General features: G+C 35.4%; 14 protein-coding genes. 2 read left to right on the top strand and 12 right to left on the bottom strand.

Going from position 1 to position 16,116, the window contains the following annotated elements; all coding sequences use genetic code 11:
* Nucleotides 1-190: 190 nt before the first annotated feature.
* From ACFSUL_RS10300 to ACFSUL_RS10290, 3 genes are all read right to left on the bottom strand, one after another.
* The gene (locus tag ACFSUL_RS10300) at nucleotides 191-544 is read right to left on the bottom strand and encodes a YppE family protein (protein ID WP_377935075.1); all 354 of its coding nucleotides are present in this window, start codon (nucleotides 542-544) and stop codon (nucleotides 191-193) included.
* Between the two features lie 77 nt (nucleotides 545-621).
* Nucleotides 622-873, bottom strand: a complete 252-nt coding sequence (locus ACFSUL_RS10295) for a hypothetical protein (RefSeq protein WP_377935073.1) — start codon at nucleotides 871-873, stop codon at nucleotides 622-624.
* Nucleotides 874-1,266: 393 nt separating this feature from the next.
* Nucleotides 1,267-2,265, bottom strand: a complete 999-nt coding sequence (locus ACFSUL_RS10290; RefSeq protein ID WP_377935071.1) for a DUF2515 family protein — start codon at nucleotides 2,263-2,265, stop codon at nucleotides 1,267-1,269.
* 118 nt (nucleotides 2,266-2,383) lie between these two features.
* Here ACFSUL_RS10290 and recU point away from each other — a divergent pair, with 118 nt between their 5' ends.
* Complete coding sequence (gene recU, locus ACFSUL_RS10285) at nucleotides 2,384-2,989, top strand: Holliday junction resolvase RecU (RefSeq protein ID WP_377935069.1); 606 nt, start codon at nucleotides 2,384-2,386, stop codon at nucleotides 2,987-2,989.
* 115 nt (nucleotides 2,990-3,104) lie between these two features.
* Nucleotides 3,105-5,759 carry a transglycosylase domain-containing protein gene (locus ACFSUL_RS10280; RefSeq protein ID WP_377935068.1) on the top strand — a complete coding sequence of 885 codons (2,655 nt, stop codon included), beginning with the start codon at nucleotides 3,105-3,107 and terminating at the stop codon, nucleotides 5,757-5,759.
* A 68-nt stretch (nucleotides 5,760-5,827) separates the two neighbouring features.
* Here the strand turns inward: ACFSUL_RS10280 and ACFSUL_RS10275 are convergent, their stop codons facing one another.
* From ACFSUL_RS10275 to dinG, 9 genes are all read right to left on the bottom strand, one after another.
* Nucleotides 5,828-6,334 (bottom strand): YpoC family protein, encoded by a 507-nt coding sequence (locus ACFSUL_RS10275; RefSeq protein ID WP_377935067.1) that lies wholly within the window; start codon nucleotides 6,332-6,334, stop codon nucleotides 5,828-5,830.
* Nucleotides 6,331-6,987, bottom strand: coding sequence for an endonuclease III (gene nth / locus ACFSUL_RS10270; protein ID WP_377935065.1), 657 nt, complete (start codon nucleotides 6,985-6,987; stop codon nucleotides 6,331-6,333). Before nth ends, ACFSUL_RS10275 begins: the two co-directional genes overlap by 4 nt.
* A 114-nt stretch (nucleotides 6,988-7,101) precedes the next feature.
* Nucleotides 7,102-7,809 carry a DnaD domain-containing protein gene (locus ACFSUL_RS10265; RefSeq protein WP_377935105.1) on the bottom strand — a complete coding sequence of 236 codons (708 nt, stop codon included), beginning with the start codon at nucleotides 7,807-7,809 and terminating at the stop codon, nucleotides 7,102-7,104.
* A 591-nt stretch (nucleotides 7,810-8,400) separates the two neighbouring features.
* Complete coding sequence (asnS, locus tag ACFSUL_RS10260; RefSeq protein ID WP_377935063.1) at nucleotides 8,401-9,693, bottom strand: asparagine--tRNA ligase; 1,293 nt, start codon at nucleotides 9,691-9,693, stop codon at nucleotides 8,401-8,403.
* Between the two features lie 160 nt (nucleotides 9,694-9,853).
* Nucleotides 9,854-11,038: a pyridoxal phosphate-dependent aminotransferase gene (locus tag ACFSUL_RS10255; RefSeq protein ID WP_377935103.1), complete on the bottom strand. Its 1,185-nt coding sequence runs from the start codon at nucleotides 11,036-11,038 to the stop codon at nucleotides 9,854-9,856.
* Between the two features lie 21 nt (nucleotides 11,039-11,059).
* Nucleotides 11,060-11,533, bottom strand: a complete 474-nt coding sequence (locus ACFSUL_RS10250) for a cell wall elongation regulator TseB-like domain-containing protein (protein ID WP_377935061.1) — start codon at nucleotides 11,531-11,533, stop codon at nucleotides 11,060-11,062.
* 13 nt (nucleotides 11,534-11,546) lie between these two features.
* Nucleotides 11,547-11,717: a YpmA family protein gene (locus tag ACFSUL_RS10245; RefSeq protein WP_377935059.1), complete on the bottom strand. Its 171-nt coding sequence runs from the start codon at nucleotides 11,715-11,717 to the stop codon at nucleotides 11,547-11,549.
* Between the two features lie 381 nt (nucleotides 11,718-12,098).
* Nucleotides 12,099-12,899 (bottom strand): hypothetical protein, encoded by an 801-nt coding sequence (locus ACFSUL_RS10240; RefSeq protein WP_377935057.1) that lies wholly within the window; start codon nucleotides 12,897-12,899, stop codon nucleotides 12,099-12,101.
* 165 nt (nucleotides 12,900-13,064) lie between these two features.
* Nucleotides 13,065-15,866 (bottom strand): ATP-dependent DNA helicase DinG, encoded by a 2,802-nt coding sequence (dinG, locus tag ACFSUL_RS10235; protein ID WP_377935055.1) that lies wholly within the window; start codon nucleotides 15,864-15,866, stop codon nucleotides 13,065-13,067.
* Nucleotides 15,867-16,116: the final 250 nt, after the last annotated feature.

Here is a 16,116-nt window from a genome sequence, read left to right as displayed (position 1 = left end):
CTCACATGGCAGCTGAAACCAAGCCACTACCTAATATAAAAAAGCAAACCCAGTGCCAAAAAAGTAAAGTTTTTACGATAATGTCTAGTATCGAGGTCTTCTTCACTTTTATATTTAGTGTTTGCTAATTACTTGCGGCGTCCGTCCCCAGCAGACTTTTCCATACTGTTAGAAGGGAAAGCCTACTTTTTTAAAGAGTAAGCAAATCTCTCTCTGTACCAAGTACATAAATAACGGACTGATAATGACTAATAAAACGGTTGTAGCTAGATTCAGGAAAAAAGCAATGAACGGAAAGCATTTCAATATTGTCCGAAGTATTTTCTATTTGTGGTGCGTGAAGATTTTTCGGATGGTACTTATTAATCCAAATGAGTGATTGTTGTTTCCACTTATCATTTATCGCTTTTACTTCATCGGCAAATGGTTTAACTTCACTATAGAAATCTCCTTTTTCCCCTGTACTCCGTCTTCGTTTATATTCATCCATCATTTTTTCTGTAAGACTAATTAATTGTAATGTAAGCTCACGAAGTTCTTGCACTAGAAGTCCTCCATCTTTTCGAAGTAAAAAAGCAGACTGCTATTATACTTAAGTCAGTCTACTTTTCTAACCTCATTTTAGGTTGTCTTATAAGATAATTCAAGATTTTGGACTTTAAATAGAGATTCTTTTTTAACTGTATTTGTGTTGTTGTCTAACATTTTATCTAGAACTGCAAGTTTTGCTTCGGCTTTTTCTACATTGGCGCGAAGTGATACTTCCTTATTCCTTTTTTCCTCATTGATCCTGTTGAATAACCCTATTTCTAACTGATCAATTCCTTCTTCAATTTCGGCGAGCTTTAATAAAATATCCTGTTTCGGAAGCATTCAAAATCCTCCCATCTTTTTATTTGTTTAGTTAATTTATTCTCGCTTAAATCCGGCATCCCTTCACACATGACAAAACTAGTTTTCATTCGGCAAAGAAAGTGGTTATCAAACAATACTAATTCATTTTTCGACAGTTTTATGGTATGAGATAACCGAGAGTTTCAAACAATAATATCGGGAGGTGTTTGGTGATGGCGAAGCAAAATAGCAAAGAACAAAATCGAAAAGAAAAAAATCGTGTAGAAACAAAAGCTTCTAAAGGAAATCCAAAACTAGAAGGTCCTGACCGTCCATCTACTTAGAAAAGCAGAAGCGGCTTGGTCAGCCGCTGGAGCTAGACACAAACAGTCTAATGGGCTGAGCGGAAGGTAGCAACTTCCGCTCAGCCCATTATTTAGTCCATTTTTCTTTTAATAATATCAGTTTTTGAATTTGTCGTTGTTTTTGAAAAAACCAATCTGTAAGAAGAATCTTATCTGGCACCGAACTCTTCTTAAACCACTTCTTTTTCACCTTCCCCTTTTGTGACCAATCTTCGTATTCTCGAATGTGGTGATTTACAATCGGATAAATTGTCCTCAAAATGGATGTTCCAGTATAAGGAGGGTCTTTACAGTATCGTTCATATTCTTTCCTCGATCCTGTTGGCACTGTTTTTAAACTAAACGTCAAAAAATGAGGATATAACTCTTTATCAAATAAAATTTGCGATAATATGTTTCCTAGCCTAATTCTTTTATCAAGACTTCTAAAATCGTGAGCACTCGCTCCATAAAGTTCACCAGTAATTGTAGGAAAAACGACCGAATTAAAGTGAAAATGATCTTCTACAAAAAAGAGTCCTGAACGAAAAATTTTCCTTTTATAAAGAGGGTGTTCAATAACAGGCTTTTGAATTACATTTTGTTCATTAATTATTAAAGCCTGCATAAGCCTGTCTCCATCTTTTTGCTCCCAATATCTGTTCCACTCCTCTATCATAAATTGCGATACGTGAAATTCTTCTAATAAATGAAACAAATTTTCGTTGTATAACGTCGAATAATGATAGATAAGCAATTGCGGAAAAGCATCTTGAAAAATACACCAGTTTGCCTTTTCATACGTTAAAAAAAGAAGATGCTGCATTTTCTCCTTCAATAGAAGTGGATACCATGCACCTTTTAGGTCTGTCATATTCCATCCAGCATTCCTAGAGACTAAAGAAGCTAACAATGACCATTTAATTTCAGGGTGATGCATATAAAATCTTTGATAGGCAAGCGTCCTTGATATATTATCTAAATTATGAAGGTCAATCCTGCTCGATATTTTAGCCACCCATTCTGATTTTCGTTTATTCTTTGAGATAATGGGTAAAAAACGTTGAAAAATAGTTTTATTATACATATAATCAGCCTCATTCGACCTTTTAGGGATATGTTGACGGGATTTGATACTTTTTATTCACCCATCTTTCAGTTGTTTCTGTTATGATATAGTTTAGTTTGCGAGGTGGTGCAGTACCATGAACTTCCATTATCCAAATGGAAAAAAATTCGAACCAAAACAACCCCCACAAAAAAGAAAAGTGAAATCGAAACAGATATCGTATAGCAATCGTGGAATGACACTCGAAGAAGATATCAATGAAACAAATGAGTATTACTTGGCACAAGATATTGCAGTTATTCATAAGAAGCCGACACCTGTACAAATAGTAGATGTCCATTATCCACAAAGAAGTGCTGCTGTTATTAAAGAAGCCTATTTTAAACAACCGTCGACAACTGATTATAATGGACTATATAGAGGCAGATACGTTGACTTTGAGGCAAAAGAAACAAAAAACAAAACAAGCTTTCCACTACAAAACTTTCATGAACATCAAATAGAGCATATGAAAAAAGTGACAAATCAAGATGGAATAGCTTTTGTCCTTCTACGTTTTTCTTTAGTAGAGGAAATATATCTTCTCCCTTTCCCTGCCCTGCTTAAATTTTGGGATCGAATGAAAAGCGGAGGAAGAAAATCAATAAAAAAACAAGAAATAGAGGAAATGGGATATAAGATTGCTATCGGTTTTCATCCAAGAATTGATTATTTAAAAACGGTTGAAAAATTATTTTTGTGAATGATGATAACTTTCACGAAATATTTACTTATTAGAATGTCCTTTCTGTGTATAGTATTATTCACAAACTTTGTTAATACTAAATAGACAGAGACTTGAAAGCGAGGAAAATTTTATGGCTGGTCAATATAATTCACGGGAAGAAAAACGCAAAGCCCAGCAGAAGTCTAAAAAAACGAAACGGAAAAGAGGTTCACTTGTTAAACGTGTGATTATTACTCTTTTTATATTAGGAATTGTCGGTATGTTAGCTGGTGCTGGGTTGTTTGCCTATTACGCAAGCAATTCCCCTAAATTGGATGAGTCCCTTCTAAAAGATCCAATCGCCTCAGAAATATATGATATGAACGGCGATTTGATTACTACAGTAGGAACAGAAAAAAGAGAATACGCAAACTTTGATGATATACCGAAAGTAATGGAAGACGCTGTACTTGCCACGGAAGATAATCGTTTCTATAAACATAACGGTATTGACCCAATACGCCTAGGAGGAGCGGTTATTGCTAACTTTACAGATGGGTTTGGTTCAGAAGGGGCCTCAACCATTACGCAACAGGTAATAAAGGGGTCTTTTTTAACAGCTGAAAAAACGTTAGAGCGTAAAGCTCAAGAAGCGTGGTTAGCGATAAAACTTGAACAGGAATACACGAAAGAAGAAATTTTTGAAATGTATTTCAACAAAGTGTACATGTCGGATGGTATCCATGGAATGGCTACAGCGGCAGATTATTATTACGGTAAAGATATTAAGGATCTTGAATTACATGAAGCTGCATTAATTGCTGGAATGCCACAAAGTCCAAATAACTATAATCCATTTGATTATCCGGAAAAAGCAGAAAAACGTCGTAACATCGTGCTGTCACTAATGCACCAGCATGATAAAATCTCAAAAACAGAGATGGAAAAAGCTCAAGCCATACCAATCACAGAAGGATTGGTTGATGCCGAAAAACGCCAAGCAGAGTCTGGTGACAAGTATCCTGCATTCGTTGATGTAGTAATTGACGAAGTAAGAGATATGGGAGAATATGATCTCTTTAAAGACGGTTTAAAAGTGTACACGACGCTTGATCCAAAGGCACAAACAAGAGTGGAGGAAGTACTTGCAGGTGAATCTGGAATTACTTACCCGACAAGATTTGAAGGTCAAACAATGCAAGCTGGTGTTACACTACTAGACACGCAAACTGGTGAAATCCGTGCTATAGGTGGCGGGCGTAGTCAAGATGAAGTAAAACGTGGCTTTAACTATGCAGTTGACAGTAAACGTCAACCTGGTTCAACCATCAAACCATTACTTGATTATGCACCAGCAATTGAATATTTAAAGTGGTCAACATACCATCAAATAAATGATGAACCTTATCAATACACGGATACTGATATCAATATTAATAACTGGGATGGTCAATTCAAGGGTAACATTTCCATTAGAGAAGCATTGTGGGATTCTCGAAACGTCCCTGCTGTAAAAACGTTACAGGAAGTCGGTTTAGAAAAGGCTGGAAGCTTCTTATCTAATTTAGGAATTAACTTTGACCCTGTTTATGAAGCATATGCTTTAGGTGGTACACCTGGTGTCAATACAGTCCAAATGGCTGGTGCCTATGCAGCATTCGGAAACAATGGTTTCTATAATAAGCCTCATACCGTAACAAAAGTCATATTGCGTGATGGTGAAACAGAAATTAAAAATAAAGTAGAACCAGTTCCGGCAATGAAAGACTACACTGCATATATGATAACGGATATGTTAAAAGATGTATTAAATCCTGGTGCAACAGGAGTATTTGCGAATGTACCAAACCTCCACATGGCTGGAAAATCAGGTACAACGAACTATACAAGTGAGGAACGACAAAAATATGATCTATTAAAAAGTGATGCTCCTGATTCATGGTTTGTTGGTTATACAACGAACTATACTGCTTCCGTTTGGACAGGATACGATTCTAGAAAATATCCACTTAGTCCAAAAGAAAGACATATCGCACAATACATGATAAAAGATATAATGAGCAGTATTCATGAAGGCATTGAAACGCCTGACTTTAAGAAGCCCGACAGTGTAGTTGAAACACCTATAGAGATTGGTTCTAACCCAGCAAGACTTCCAAGTGACTACACACCTAGTGACAGAATTACAACGGAACTGTTTGTTCGAGGAACAACACCTACTAAAGTATCACAGCAATTTGATAAAATGGATGCTCCAACTGGTTTGAAAGCTAAGTATGATAAAGACAAACAGTCCATTACACTTACATGGGATTATAAGGGTAACAAAAATGCTAAATTTGAAGTATCTGCTTCTACAAACGGACAAGAAAAACAAGTACTAACGACTACAAAAGAAAAAGGATTAAATGTCGATAACATTGCTGCTGGAACTTACACATTTGAAGTAACGGCAATAGTTGATGGTGAACGAAGTGATCCTGCAACAGTAAGTATTGAGGTTAAAGACAAAGAAAAAGACAACCAAGATGAAGATAATAACGAAGATACCGAAAACAATGAAGACCATAACAATGAAGGAAACAATGGCAATGGTCATGGGAACGATAACGGTAATAACGGGAACGGCCATGGGCCTGGCAACAACGGGAACGGCCATGGCAATGGGAACAATGGAGATGGTCAAGAAGACAATACAGAAGATGCCGATACTCCCCCTCCTGCAACTGATGAAGGTGGAGAAGGTGAAGACGTCGATACCCCCCCTGCCAGCGGGGAACCTGATCAGGACCCTGTAGCTCAATAACTAAGAAATGTTTCATTTAGTAATAAAGTACAAAAAAACGTCTATCCTCTTGGGTAGACGTCTTTTTTTTACCGTTTTTGAAGTGCTTGTTTTTTGGCAAATAATTTATGCTGTTCCATAAATAATTCAGATAGCTGAGCAAACGAATGATACAAATGTGGATTGTTCACTACAAAGTCTAAACGCTCTTCTAAGTTCACTGCTTTTAGATTCCAGTCCTCCATCGTATTTATTTCGTTAGTAAGCTGTACTGGCTTATCATTACTCCAGAAAATTAACATATAAAATAATGCAATTCCCTTTTTCATATTACTCTGCATTTCCTTTGACCTTTTAGAATACAATTCTGCTAGTATCCGCTTCTCCTTTTCCCACAAGGCGATAACAGATAGAATGGACTCCTCTTGATTTTCCCATGGGTATGGTTTTGATAGTCTGTTTGAATAATACAAAATTTCATACGCAAAAAAAGGATCAACACAGTTAATATCGTCTTTGTCGATCATCACCTTTTGTTGTGGGAAGAAATAGGAGTTATCGAGAGGTTTGGGGATGCTAAACTCTACCTCACTCATGCTTTATTTCTCCTTTTCATTCTTTTCTGTCCTTCACGGCACAGATCAAGCAATGGACAGATTTCACATTGAGGCGACTGTGCTTTACAGTGATATCTTCCAAAGAAAATTAATCGATGATGGGTTTCAGACCACTTTTCCCTCGGTATTTTTTTCATAAGTGTTTTTTCTACTTCGAGTACACTATCTTTCCATCTACAAATACCAAGTCTTTTAGATACTCGTTCTACATGCGTGTCAACAGCTAAAGCAGGCACCCCGAAAGCTACAGAAACAACTACATTTGCTGTCTTTCTTCCAACCCCAGGTAACTTCACCAGTTGCTCATGTTCTCTTGGAACCTCTCCACCATATTCTTCTATTATTATCTTACATAATTTTTGAATATTTTTTGCTTTGTTTCGATAAAGACCAATGGAACGAATATCATTTTGAAGTTCTTCTAAAGGCACATTTAAAAAATCCTGTGGTGAGTGATATTTTTGAAATAAGCCTTTTGTTACTTTATTTACTAATGCATCTGTACATTGTGCTGACAAAAGCACCGCAATAACCAATTCAAAAGGATTTTTATGAACTAATTCACAATGAGCATCAGGATACATTTTTTCCATTTCTTCAAGACAAAACTCAATTTGTTTTATTGTTAACATTTTAATTTCACCTTCATTCAAAAAGAATGGACTGACAACTAAGCCAGTCCCTCTGTAATATACTTTGTTATCCCGCATTAGCGGGTAGTAAAGCTTAATGATTAAAGTTTTATTTTATTGCTCTAACCAGTTGTAAAATGGTACTGTTTTCCGCTGTTCTTTAGTCTGGCCACTTGAAACATTGTTTTTTTGGTGAGAGCGGAAACGTTGTCCTTGATCTCTGGCATCCTCAATTGTTTTAACTCCGTTTTTCTTCCACTCAAACAAAATACGATCAATATATCTAAAGTTAAGCTTTCCTGACATTACAGCTTCACGCAAGGCAGCTTTTACAATCACCGGATTATGTCCATCCTGATCAATCCACATTGCCAAGGATTCACACTCTAGAGGTGAAAGAGGACGGCCAAATTCCTGTTCAAAACATGAATAAATATCTTTTTCCTCTTCCATCGACCTTTGCATTTGCTGCATTTTTGATTCTTGGACTAAATAATCCGCTAGTTTTTCCCATAATGTCTGAAAAGAATATTGTTCATATAAAATGCCGTTGGGAGCATTTCCTTCTTCAATAGATAGAAATTGTTGTTGTATTAGTTTTCTTAATATAGATGAGCATTGTTCTGATGAAATGCTCATATTGGAAGACAATTCTTCTGGTGTCGGAAAAGTATTCCCCTTTTGAAGAAACCCGTACACTTGGATAAGTAAAACAAATTCAGTCTCGTTAAGACCTAGCTTATTATAATGCTTAACTAGAAGCTGAGGAATGCTAAGCGTTCCTTCTTTCATCCAAGAGACCATTATATTTTTATAATCCATCATCTTCACACCTCATCTTTAGTATATCATGTAGTAAGTATATGTGGACATGGAAAAGGTTTATCCAATATTTTTCCTATTATATTTAGCAATAAGTTTATAGTAAATTTGTTCTCTTTATTTGCTTTCCAGAATAAATGCAGGGATGGCATGTTTAGAGGCGACAAGCTTTTTCAAGAAACCCCTAGAGATTTCCCCTTTTACCCTCAGTTGTTTCTTCAAAAAGGCTCTTTTCTCATAGATTGTTGTTTTACTTGTAGATTTAGCCCGTTGATTTCCGTTAAAAAGCAACAACCTTTACGAAAAACTCACATGGCGGCTGAAACAAAGCCGCCACCATCTATTATAAAAAAGCAAATTTAGTGCCAAAATGGTGTAGAATCAATTCATTTTGGTTAATTTTGTAATGCTAAAAAATACTTTTTTCATACAAACAGCCTTTAAAAAAGACCTCGATTCTCTAGCTGTTGAAGCTAAACGTAAACTGCTTCGTTAGAAAGGTTACCCTATATAAGACTATTTTATAGTTTCCTAAGCCACAAGATAAAAGAAGAGAGGTCCTGATGGAAACCTCTCTTCTTTCGCTTTTCATTAAGGATATAAACGATTTAACAAGCGTGGGAATGGGATTGTTTCACGTACATGTTCTACGCCACTGATCCACGCTACAGTTCTTTCTAGTCCTAATCCGAAACCGGAATGCGGTACTGAACCATATTTTCTTAGCTCTAAATACCATTTGTAAGCATCAGAAGCCAAATCATGTTCTTCGATGCGTTGTTTCAATAGTTCTGCATCATGAATACGTTCTGAACCACCAATGATTTCACCGTATCCTTCTGGAGCAATTAAGTCTGCACAAAGTACTACATCGTCTCTATTTGCATCAGGTTGCATATAAAATGGCTTTAATGATGTAGGATAGTGTGTGATAAATACAGGCATATCAAAGCTTTCTGCAATTGCCGTTTCATGGGGTGCCCCAAAGTCATCGCCCCACTCAATGTCATCGAATCCTTTTTCATGAAGCATTTTAAGAGCATCATCATAAGAAATTCTTGGGAATGGTGCTTGAATCTTTTGCAGTTTCTCTGTGTCTCTTTCCAATCTTTCTAGTTCTAACTTACAATTCTTCAGTACTGATTGGACAATAAACGACACATATTGTTCTTGAACAACTAAATTTTCCTCAAATTCATAAAATGCCATTTCAGGTTCAATCATCCAAAATTCAATCAAATGACGACGAGTTTTTGATTTTTCCGCTCTAAATGTAGGACCGAATGAAAATACTTTTCCTAATGCCATTGCTGCAGCTTCCATATAAAGCTGTCCACTTTGGGAAAGGTAGGCATCTTCATCAAAATATTTTGTTGCAAAAAGTTCCGTCGTTCCTTCTGGAGCACTTCCTGTTAAAATAGGTGGATCTACTTTTACAAATCCTTCTTTATTAAAAAACTCATATGTTGCACGAATAATTTCATTACGGATTTTCATTACCGCATGTTGCTTGCGTGAACGGAGCCATAAATGACGATGATCCATTAAAAATTCTGTACCATGTTCTTTAGGGGTAATAGGATAATCTACAGCTTCGTGTATTACTTCAATACCTTTAACTTGAAGTTCATACCCGAAAGGTGAACGAGTATCCTCTGTTACTTCCCCTGTAATGTATAAGGATGTTTCTTGCGTTATGGATTTTGCTAATTTAAATATTTCTTCCTCTACTTCACTTTTGACAACGACACCTTGTATAAATCCAGTACCATCACGTAGTTGAAGAAAGGCAATTTTTCCACTTGAACGTTTGTTGGCTAACCAAGCACCTATTTTTACTTCTTCTCCAACAAACTTACTTACTTCTGCAATTGTAGTTTTCACGATAGATTTCCCTCCAAAAAACATAAAAAACTGTCGATATGTATCGTTTTATATTATACATATCAGAATATCGAGTAGCAATAGTAATGCAACTTTGATATCATTCCTATTTACTAATAAAAGTGGGGATGTAAAACTCCCCACTAATCGAAACTCCTTTTTATGACATTTTCCCCACAACAAATTTATGAATTCTCTCCACTGCAGCCTCAAGCGCTTCTAAAGAAGTTGCATAGGATAAGCGAATATTGTTTGGAGAACCGAAGCCTGAACCAGGTATTACTGCAACCTTTGCCTCTTCTAAAAGAGATTTGGCAAAATCATCAACATTCTCATAGCCTGTTTTTTGTGCAGCTTCTACTACATTAGGGAATAAATAAAAAGCTCCTTGTGGTTTTAGGCACTGAAATCCAGGAATTTCTTCTAATGTTTTATAAACAACATTCAACCTTTCTTCAAACGCTTTTCTCATTGTTTCAACAGGCTCTTGTGTACCTTCATATGCTGCAATAGCTGCGTATTGTGATGTTGTAGTCGGGTTAGACGTTGAATGACTAGCAAGGTTTGTCATTGCTTTAATAATAGTACTATTCCCTGCAGCATAGCCGATTCTCCAGCCAGTCATGCTATGTGACTTGGAAACACCGTTAATTATAATTGTCTGCTCTTTAAGCTTTGGCGAAATTTCCGCTATGGAAACATGTTTATGGTCTGCGTATACTAACTTTTCATAAATTTCATCTGATACAATCAATACATTATGCTTTACACAAACCTCACCTAAAGCAGTTAATTCTTCTCTTGTATACAACATACCAGTAGGGTTGCTTGGAGAGTTAATAATCACTGCTTTTGTGTTAGTTGTTATACTTGCTTCAAGTTGCTCTGGAGTAATTTTAAATGAATTTGTTTCTTTTCCTTCGACAATGACCGGATTTCCTCCAGCGAGCTTTACTTGTTCAGGGTAACTTACCCAATACGGTGTTGGGATAATTACTTCATCGCCATCATTTAATAACACCTGAAATAATGTATATAGACCATGTTTTGCACCGTTTGTAACAATAATTTCTGATGCATCGTATTGAATGCCTTGGTCGGTTTTAAACTTTTGTATAATGGAATCTTTTAATGAAGCTAAACCGCCAGACGGTGTATATTTTGTTTGTCCTTCAACCATCGAATTATTTGCCGCATCAATAATATGCTGAGGTGTATTAAAATCCGGCTCACCTGCACCTAGTCCAATAACATCAATACCTTGTGCTTTCATTTCTTTTGCTTTTGCTGTAATCGCCAAAGTAGAAGAAGGTGTGAGTGCACTTACGCGGTTAGCTAATTTAATTTTCATTTTAGGTTCCCCCTATTACAAGTTTTCAATTTTCCTCCACCATTCACCATTCTCGAACAATAGATAAAAGTAATTTAAATGTTCTTTATCATCTAAGTAGGTAATTTCCCAAACGGGACCTACCGATTCAAGACCAAGATGGACGGAAAGGATTTCTTTTGGTTGTTTTTCATCCTTTAGTTTATTGATTGCCTGTTTTTCTGTAATACCATTTGCCCATTTTTTTTCAACAATTTCACCGGACTTTTTTGGTACCCATACAATAATATTTTCTTCTTCAGCATTCTTTCCTCTAATAACGATATAAGACTTTGAACTGTTATAGTAAGAGGTCTCATCAATACTTTCAATTGATGATTCTTCTTTTGCTCTTGCAACTGCTTTTTCGATGTCTGTTTCGAGCGGATTGCGGGAATTAAAATAAATAAAAATTGATACAGAAATAACTACTAAAAATAAAATACTAAAAATTATTATCCATTTTTTCACTATTTATCACTCTTTATGTACGATAGATTGTAAAGATTGCCTGCTCTTGATCTTCTGGATCCAAAGCTAATCCAAACATTAAATCATCTTTTTTTAACGTTTTATTTAATACATCAACCATCTTATATAAGTCGTCAGAATAGCTTATTCGCAAAGTAGATAAAACCTCTATTTTACTTTCCAACCTTTTTCCTCCTCTGTTTCCCCCTGTTTACAATTACTAATGATATATACAGAAGTAATGAACATTTTGCACTCAAGCAAGATAGTATTAACAGAACTGTCTTAACTTCCACTTTTTTAACTTTAGACACAAATATTGTTATTTATATTAACAGAAAAAACAGCCACAATAATAGTACAGTCGGTTACTACATCTCATTATAACAACAACATAACATAACATGGTATAAGGAATTTAAAAACTTTTTCTAATCCACACATATTTTAGCTGCATAATCTGCAGCTCTTTTTTTATGAATTAATTGCTACATTACTTATACGTTTTACGTTTAATTTTATCCCATAGTTAATGAGCATGAATACTTTATTCTATCTGTCCCCATTAATAGGTAATCACTTCATAATAAGTCTGATTGAATTTTATAGAAATTAATCCATGTTGACCCGTTAAATATAAATCAATCCATGTTTCGTTTATTGATTCCAAAAGTTCTCCATTCAGCATTTTTTCTTTAGAACGGTATAAAATAGCTGTTTGCGGGTCGATATGCTTCAGTAATTTATCTGATATTGTCTCCGTTTTGGATTCTACGGGAATTTTCATGATACAAATATCTTTTAGAATCCTCTTCATTAATAGAGATTCTGTACTTTTAGAATGAGAGCTCAGCCATAAAAACCGTTGTTTAAAGAAGGTAATAGTAAAATTCAATCCTTCTCCTTTCTCACTTCCTTCTTGGAGTAGATGCAGTGATAGATTTGGAGAAATAGTAAGAACTTTATTTTTATCCCAACTAAATGCATTTGGCGGCAGTTTACCTTTTTGCGCCTTAACAAGTTTAGATCCTATATAAACTTGCTCTACCGGAAAATCATCTTGGATTTTCTTTATACTTTCAGGATAATACTCTGATTCTTCTGTAATAAGAATTCCCTTTATATTGGTATATTGAAAGTGGTTTAAATAAAAATACAGCTTATCCATCATAGATACTGGACCTGTATTAATCAAATACTGGCCTCCTGAGGGAAGATGTAAAATTGCTACCTCTCCTTCTTTAAGTGGCAAAAAACTAATAGCGAACTCATCTTCTTGTAAATTTAAATCTATTTGTGGTGTTGCTCCATATGATGAATTTACAATAAAAAAACTAAGAAATACTATAACACAACACAATCTCATATTACTAAACCTCCACCAAACTATTCACTCTATACTAGTATGTCTACTATAATACAGTGCTTTAAAAAAGGAAAAAAACTCCATCCTTTAGATTGTGTTGTACTATTGTAAATTATCCCTATTTCTTTATTTCTCGTACCTTAAAGTTAAATTGCCGCTTTTGTTTTAAAGCCACTCCTCTATCCGACCTAACAATTCCGGTAACTCTTCTTGGTGAACCGGTATATTCGGTATTGACTGTAAAAACGCCTTTCCATAACGAGTTGTAACAATTCTGCGATCATATACGATGACAATTCCTCTGTCACTACTTCGTCTAATTAACCTTCCTACTCCTTGCTTAAAACGAATAACTGCTTCTGGAAGCGCATTTGCTGAAAATGGGTTTTTTCCTTGTTCCTTTAGCCACTCCGATTTCGCTTCCGCTACAGGCTCATCTGGAGGAGAGAATGGTAACCTGACCATTGCTAAGCAAGACAGATCCTCTCCAGGGATATCGACTCCTTCCCAAAAACTGCTTGTTCCAAAAAGAATTGCTTTATCGAAACGCTGGAAGTTTTTGGTCAATCTTGTTCTGCTCCCTGAGGTAATTCCTTGAGCCATTAACACATAATCCTCTAGTAATCCGCTATCTTTCATGAGATCATATGTTTTTCTTAGCATGTCATAAGAAGTGAATAAAATTAACATTCTGCCCTTTGTAACCTCTGCAACACCTATTAAATGAGAACTGACTGCTTCTACATACTCATCAGTTGATACTTGCCCTATATCAGGTATTTCTGTTGGAACAAATAATTTTGAGATTTCTTTATAGTGAAAAGGAGAGCTCAACATCAGCTGTTTCACCTCTTTTTTGTTTAACCCAATCTCTTGCATGAAGTAATTAAACGTACCATTCACAGTTAACGTTGCAGAGGTTAATATAACACTTTTTTTCTTTTGGAAAATTTCTGTTTGCATTTCTGATTGAACCGCTATCGGTTGAGCTTGGACAACTAAGCTATTTGGCAGAGAACGAATGTCTCCATCAAGCCAAATTACATAGTCTTCAAGTTCTTGTAAAAAGATATTTTTAATATTTGTTTTTAGTTCGACCCACTCTAACAAGAAACTGTAGGCCTCTTCTACTATTGCTTTCTCCACGTCTTTTAACTTGTTCGTCTTTTCTTTTAGTTTATCGAGCTTTTCATACATTTGACGGTCAATTATATTCATATCGGAAACTATTCTTTCCATGATAATTTTAACTGGCTGCCATTCTTTACTTTTCAAGATTGTTTCTGAAAGGCGGAGTTGTATTTTTTGAATTCCTTTTCTCTTTTTTGCCTTTTTATAAAAGACACTTGCCAACAACTGCATCGCCTCATCCATTTCCTGATAAAAATTTTGCAGTTGGAAATCTAGTTCAAATGAACGAGATGTGTCTGTAATTTGGTGTACTTGGAGTATTTCCTCTAATTTATAGAAGAGCTGTTTTTGTTCCAGCATACCAAGCTGTGAAATCGTGAACTTTATCGATAAATAGTCAAGTACGATTCCTAAATGTTGACGGGCAGATTTTTCTAAATGATGTGCTTCGTCAATGATTAAATATTCATAACTAGGCAGCATACTATTTTCGCTTGCAACATCTGCTAGTAGTAGAGAATGATTCGTAATAATCAAATCTGCATCACTTGCATTCTTTCTTGCATGTAAATAAAAATCTTTCCCTACCCAAGGGTCTTTTTGATGTGGTAAATGCCAGCCATCATGACGGAGACGAGTCAAAAATAATCTCCCGCCAGACGTTAAATTCAATTCATTTATGTCGCCTGTAATGGTTCTTGTTAGCCAGACTAAAATTTGCATTTTCGTCAGTACAATATCATATTGGGGATCATGATCTCTTAATGACTGCTCAAATTTAAATAAATGTATGTAATGATTTTTCCCCTTCAATAACACTGTATAGAGTGGGATTCCTAGCATTTTTTTCAGCGTATTAACTTCTTTATGAAGTAACTGCTCTTGAAGTTGGATAGTAAAAGTACTTATAACAACTGGTTTTTTATTTGTTTTTGAAAAAAGAACTGCAGGAAGTAAATAAGCTAATGATTTCCCTACTCCTGTACCTGCTTCTACTAGTAAATGGGAGGACTCATGTAAGGACTCACTTACTGCCTTCATCATTTTCATTTGTTCCGTTCTATTTTCATAAAATGGAATATTCTCTTTTAATAACCCCTCAATGTTGTCTTTATCTATGTGTTGCATCTCCCAATCACTATCCACACGATCGATAGGTGCTTTCTTTTTAAGTGCAATTCCTCTATATACCTCAAGATCGAGTGGTAAATCTTCCACATGTGCTTGTTTTTCTTTCAATATTTCTCTAAATAAAAGTTCTAAATCGCTTTTTAAAAATGAAGATAACTCTAAAAGTTTCTCTAAAGTCACAAGCGGGAGCTCAGATAATTCGTTCACCATATGCAAAAGTATTTCTGCTGTGACATAGGCATCGCTGTCAGCTTGATGTGGTCTAACATGACTTACATCTAATTGTGTGGATAACTCTGATAACTTGAAACTGTCTGCTGTGGGTAGTGCAATTTTTGCTAATTCAACTGTATCAAATGAAGGGCCCGAAAATGTATTATAACCTGCATTTTCTAATTCACCTTGTAAAAAGGAAAGGTCAAAATTCACATTGTGAGCAACAAAGACTGCTTCATCCAATATCTCCAATATTTTTGGAGCAATTTCAGCAAACAAAGGGGCACCCTCTACTAATTCATCGTTGATTCCTGTCAATTCTTCAATAAATACAGGGATTGACTTTTCAGGGTTAACAAAGGATGTATACTGATCAACAATTTTCCCGTTTTCAATTATTACAGCAGAGAGCTGAATAATTTTTTCACCTTTTTTAGGGGAATTCCCTGTCGTTTCAAGATCTATTACAACTAATTTATTTAGTAACATTTATATTCACTGCCTTCATTCCATCAATCGTTTTTCTTACCAAGTGTATCATATTTTTATAAAGAGAAGTAATAATACCATGTGTCCTTAGTGTGTGATAAATAGAGAAAATATATTTGTCGTACAACAGGCTGCCACCCAATTTCCCAGCAAAAAAGGATTGATTCTTTTTTAGAATCAATCCTTTCACTGTGTTGAAAAAAGATTACGTCAATGAAAATGCCGCAAATTTTTTGTGGCATTTTCTTGT

It is taken from the genome of Bacillus seohaeanensis (assembly GCF_042684945.1).
GTDB lineage: Bacteria > Bacillota > Bacilli > Bacillales > Bacillaceae_B > Rossellomorea > Rossellomorea seohaeanensis.
This window is presented reverse-complemented; position numbering and strand designations above follow the sequence as displayed.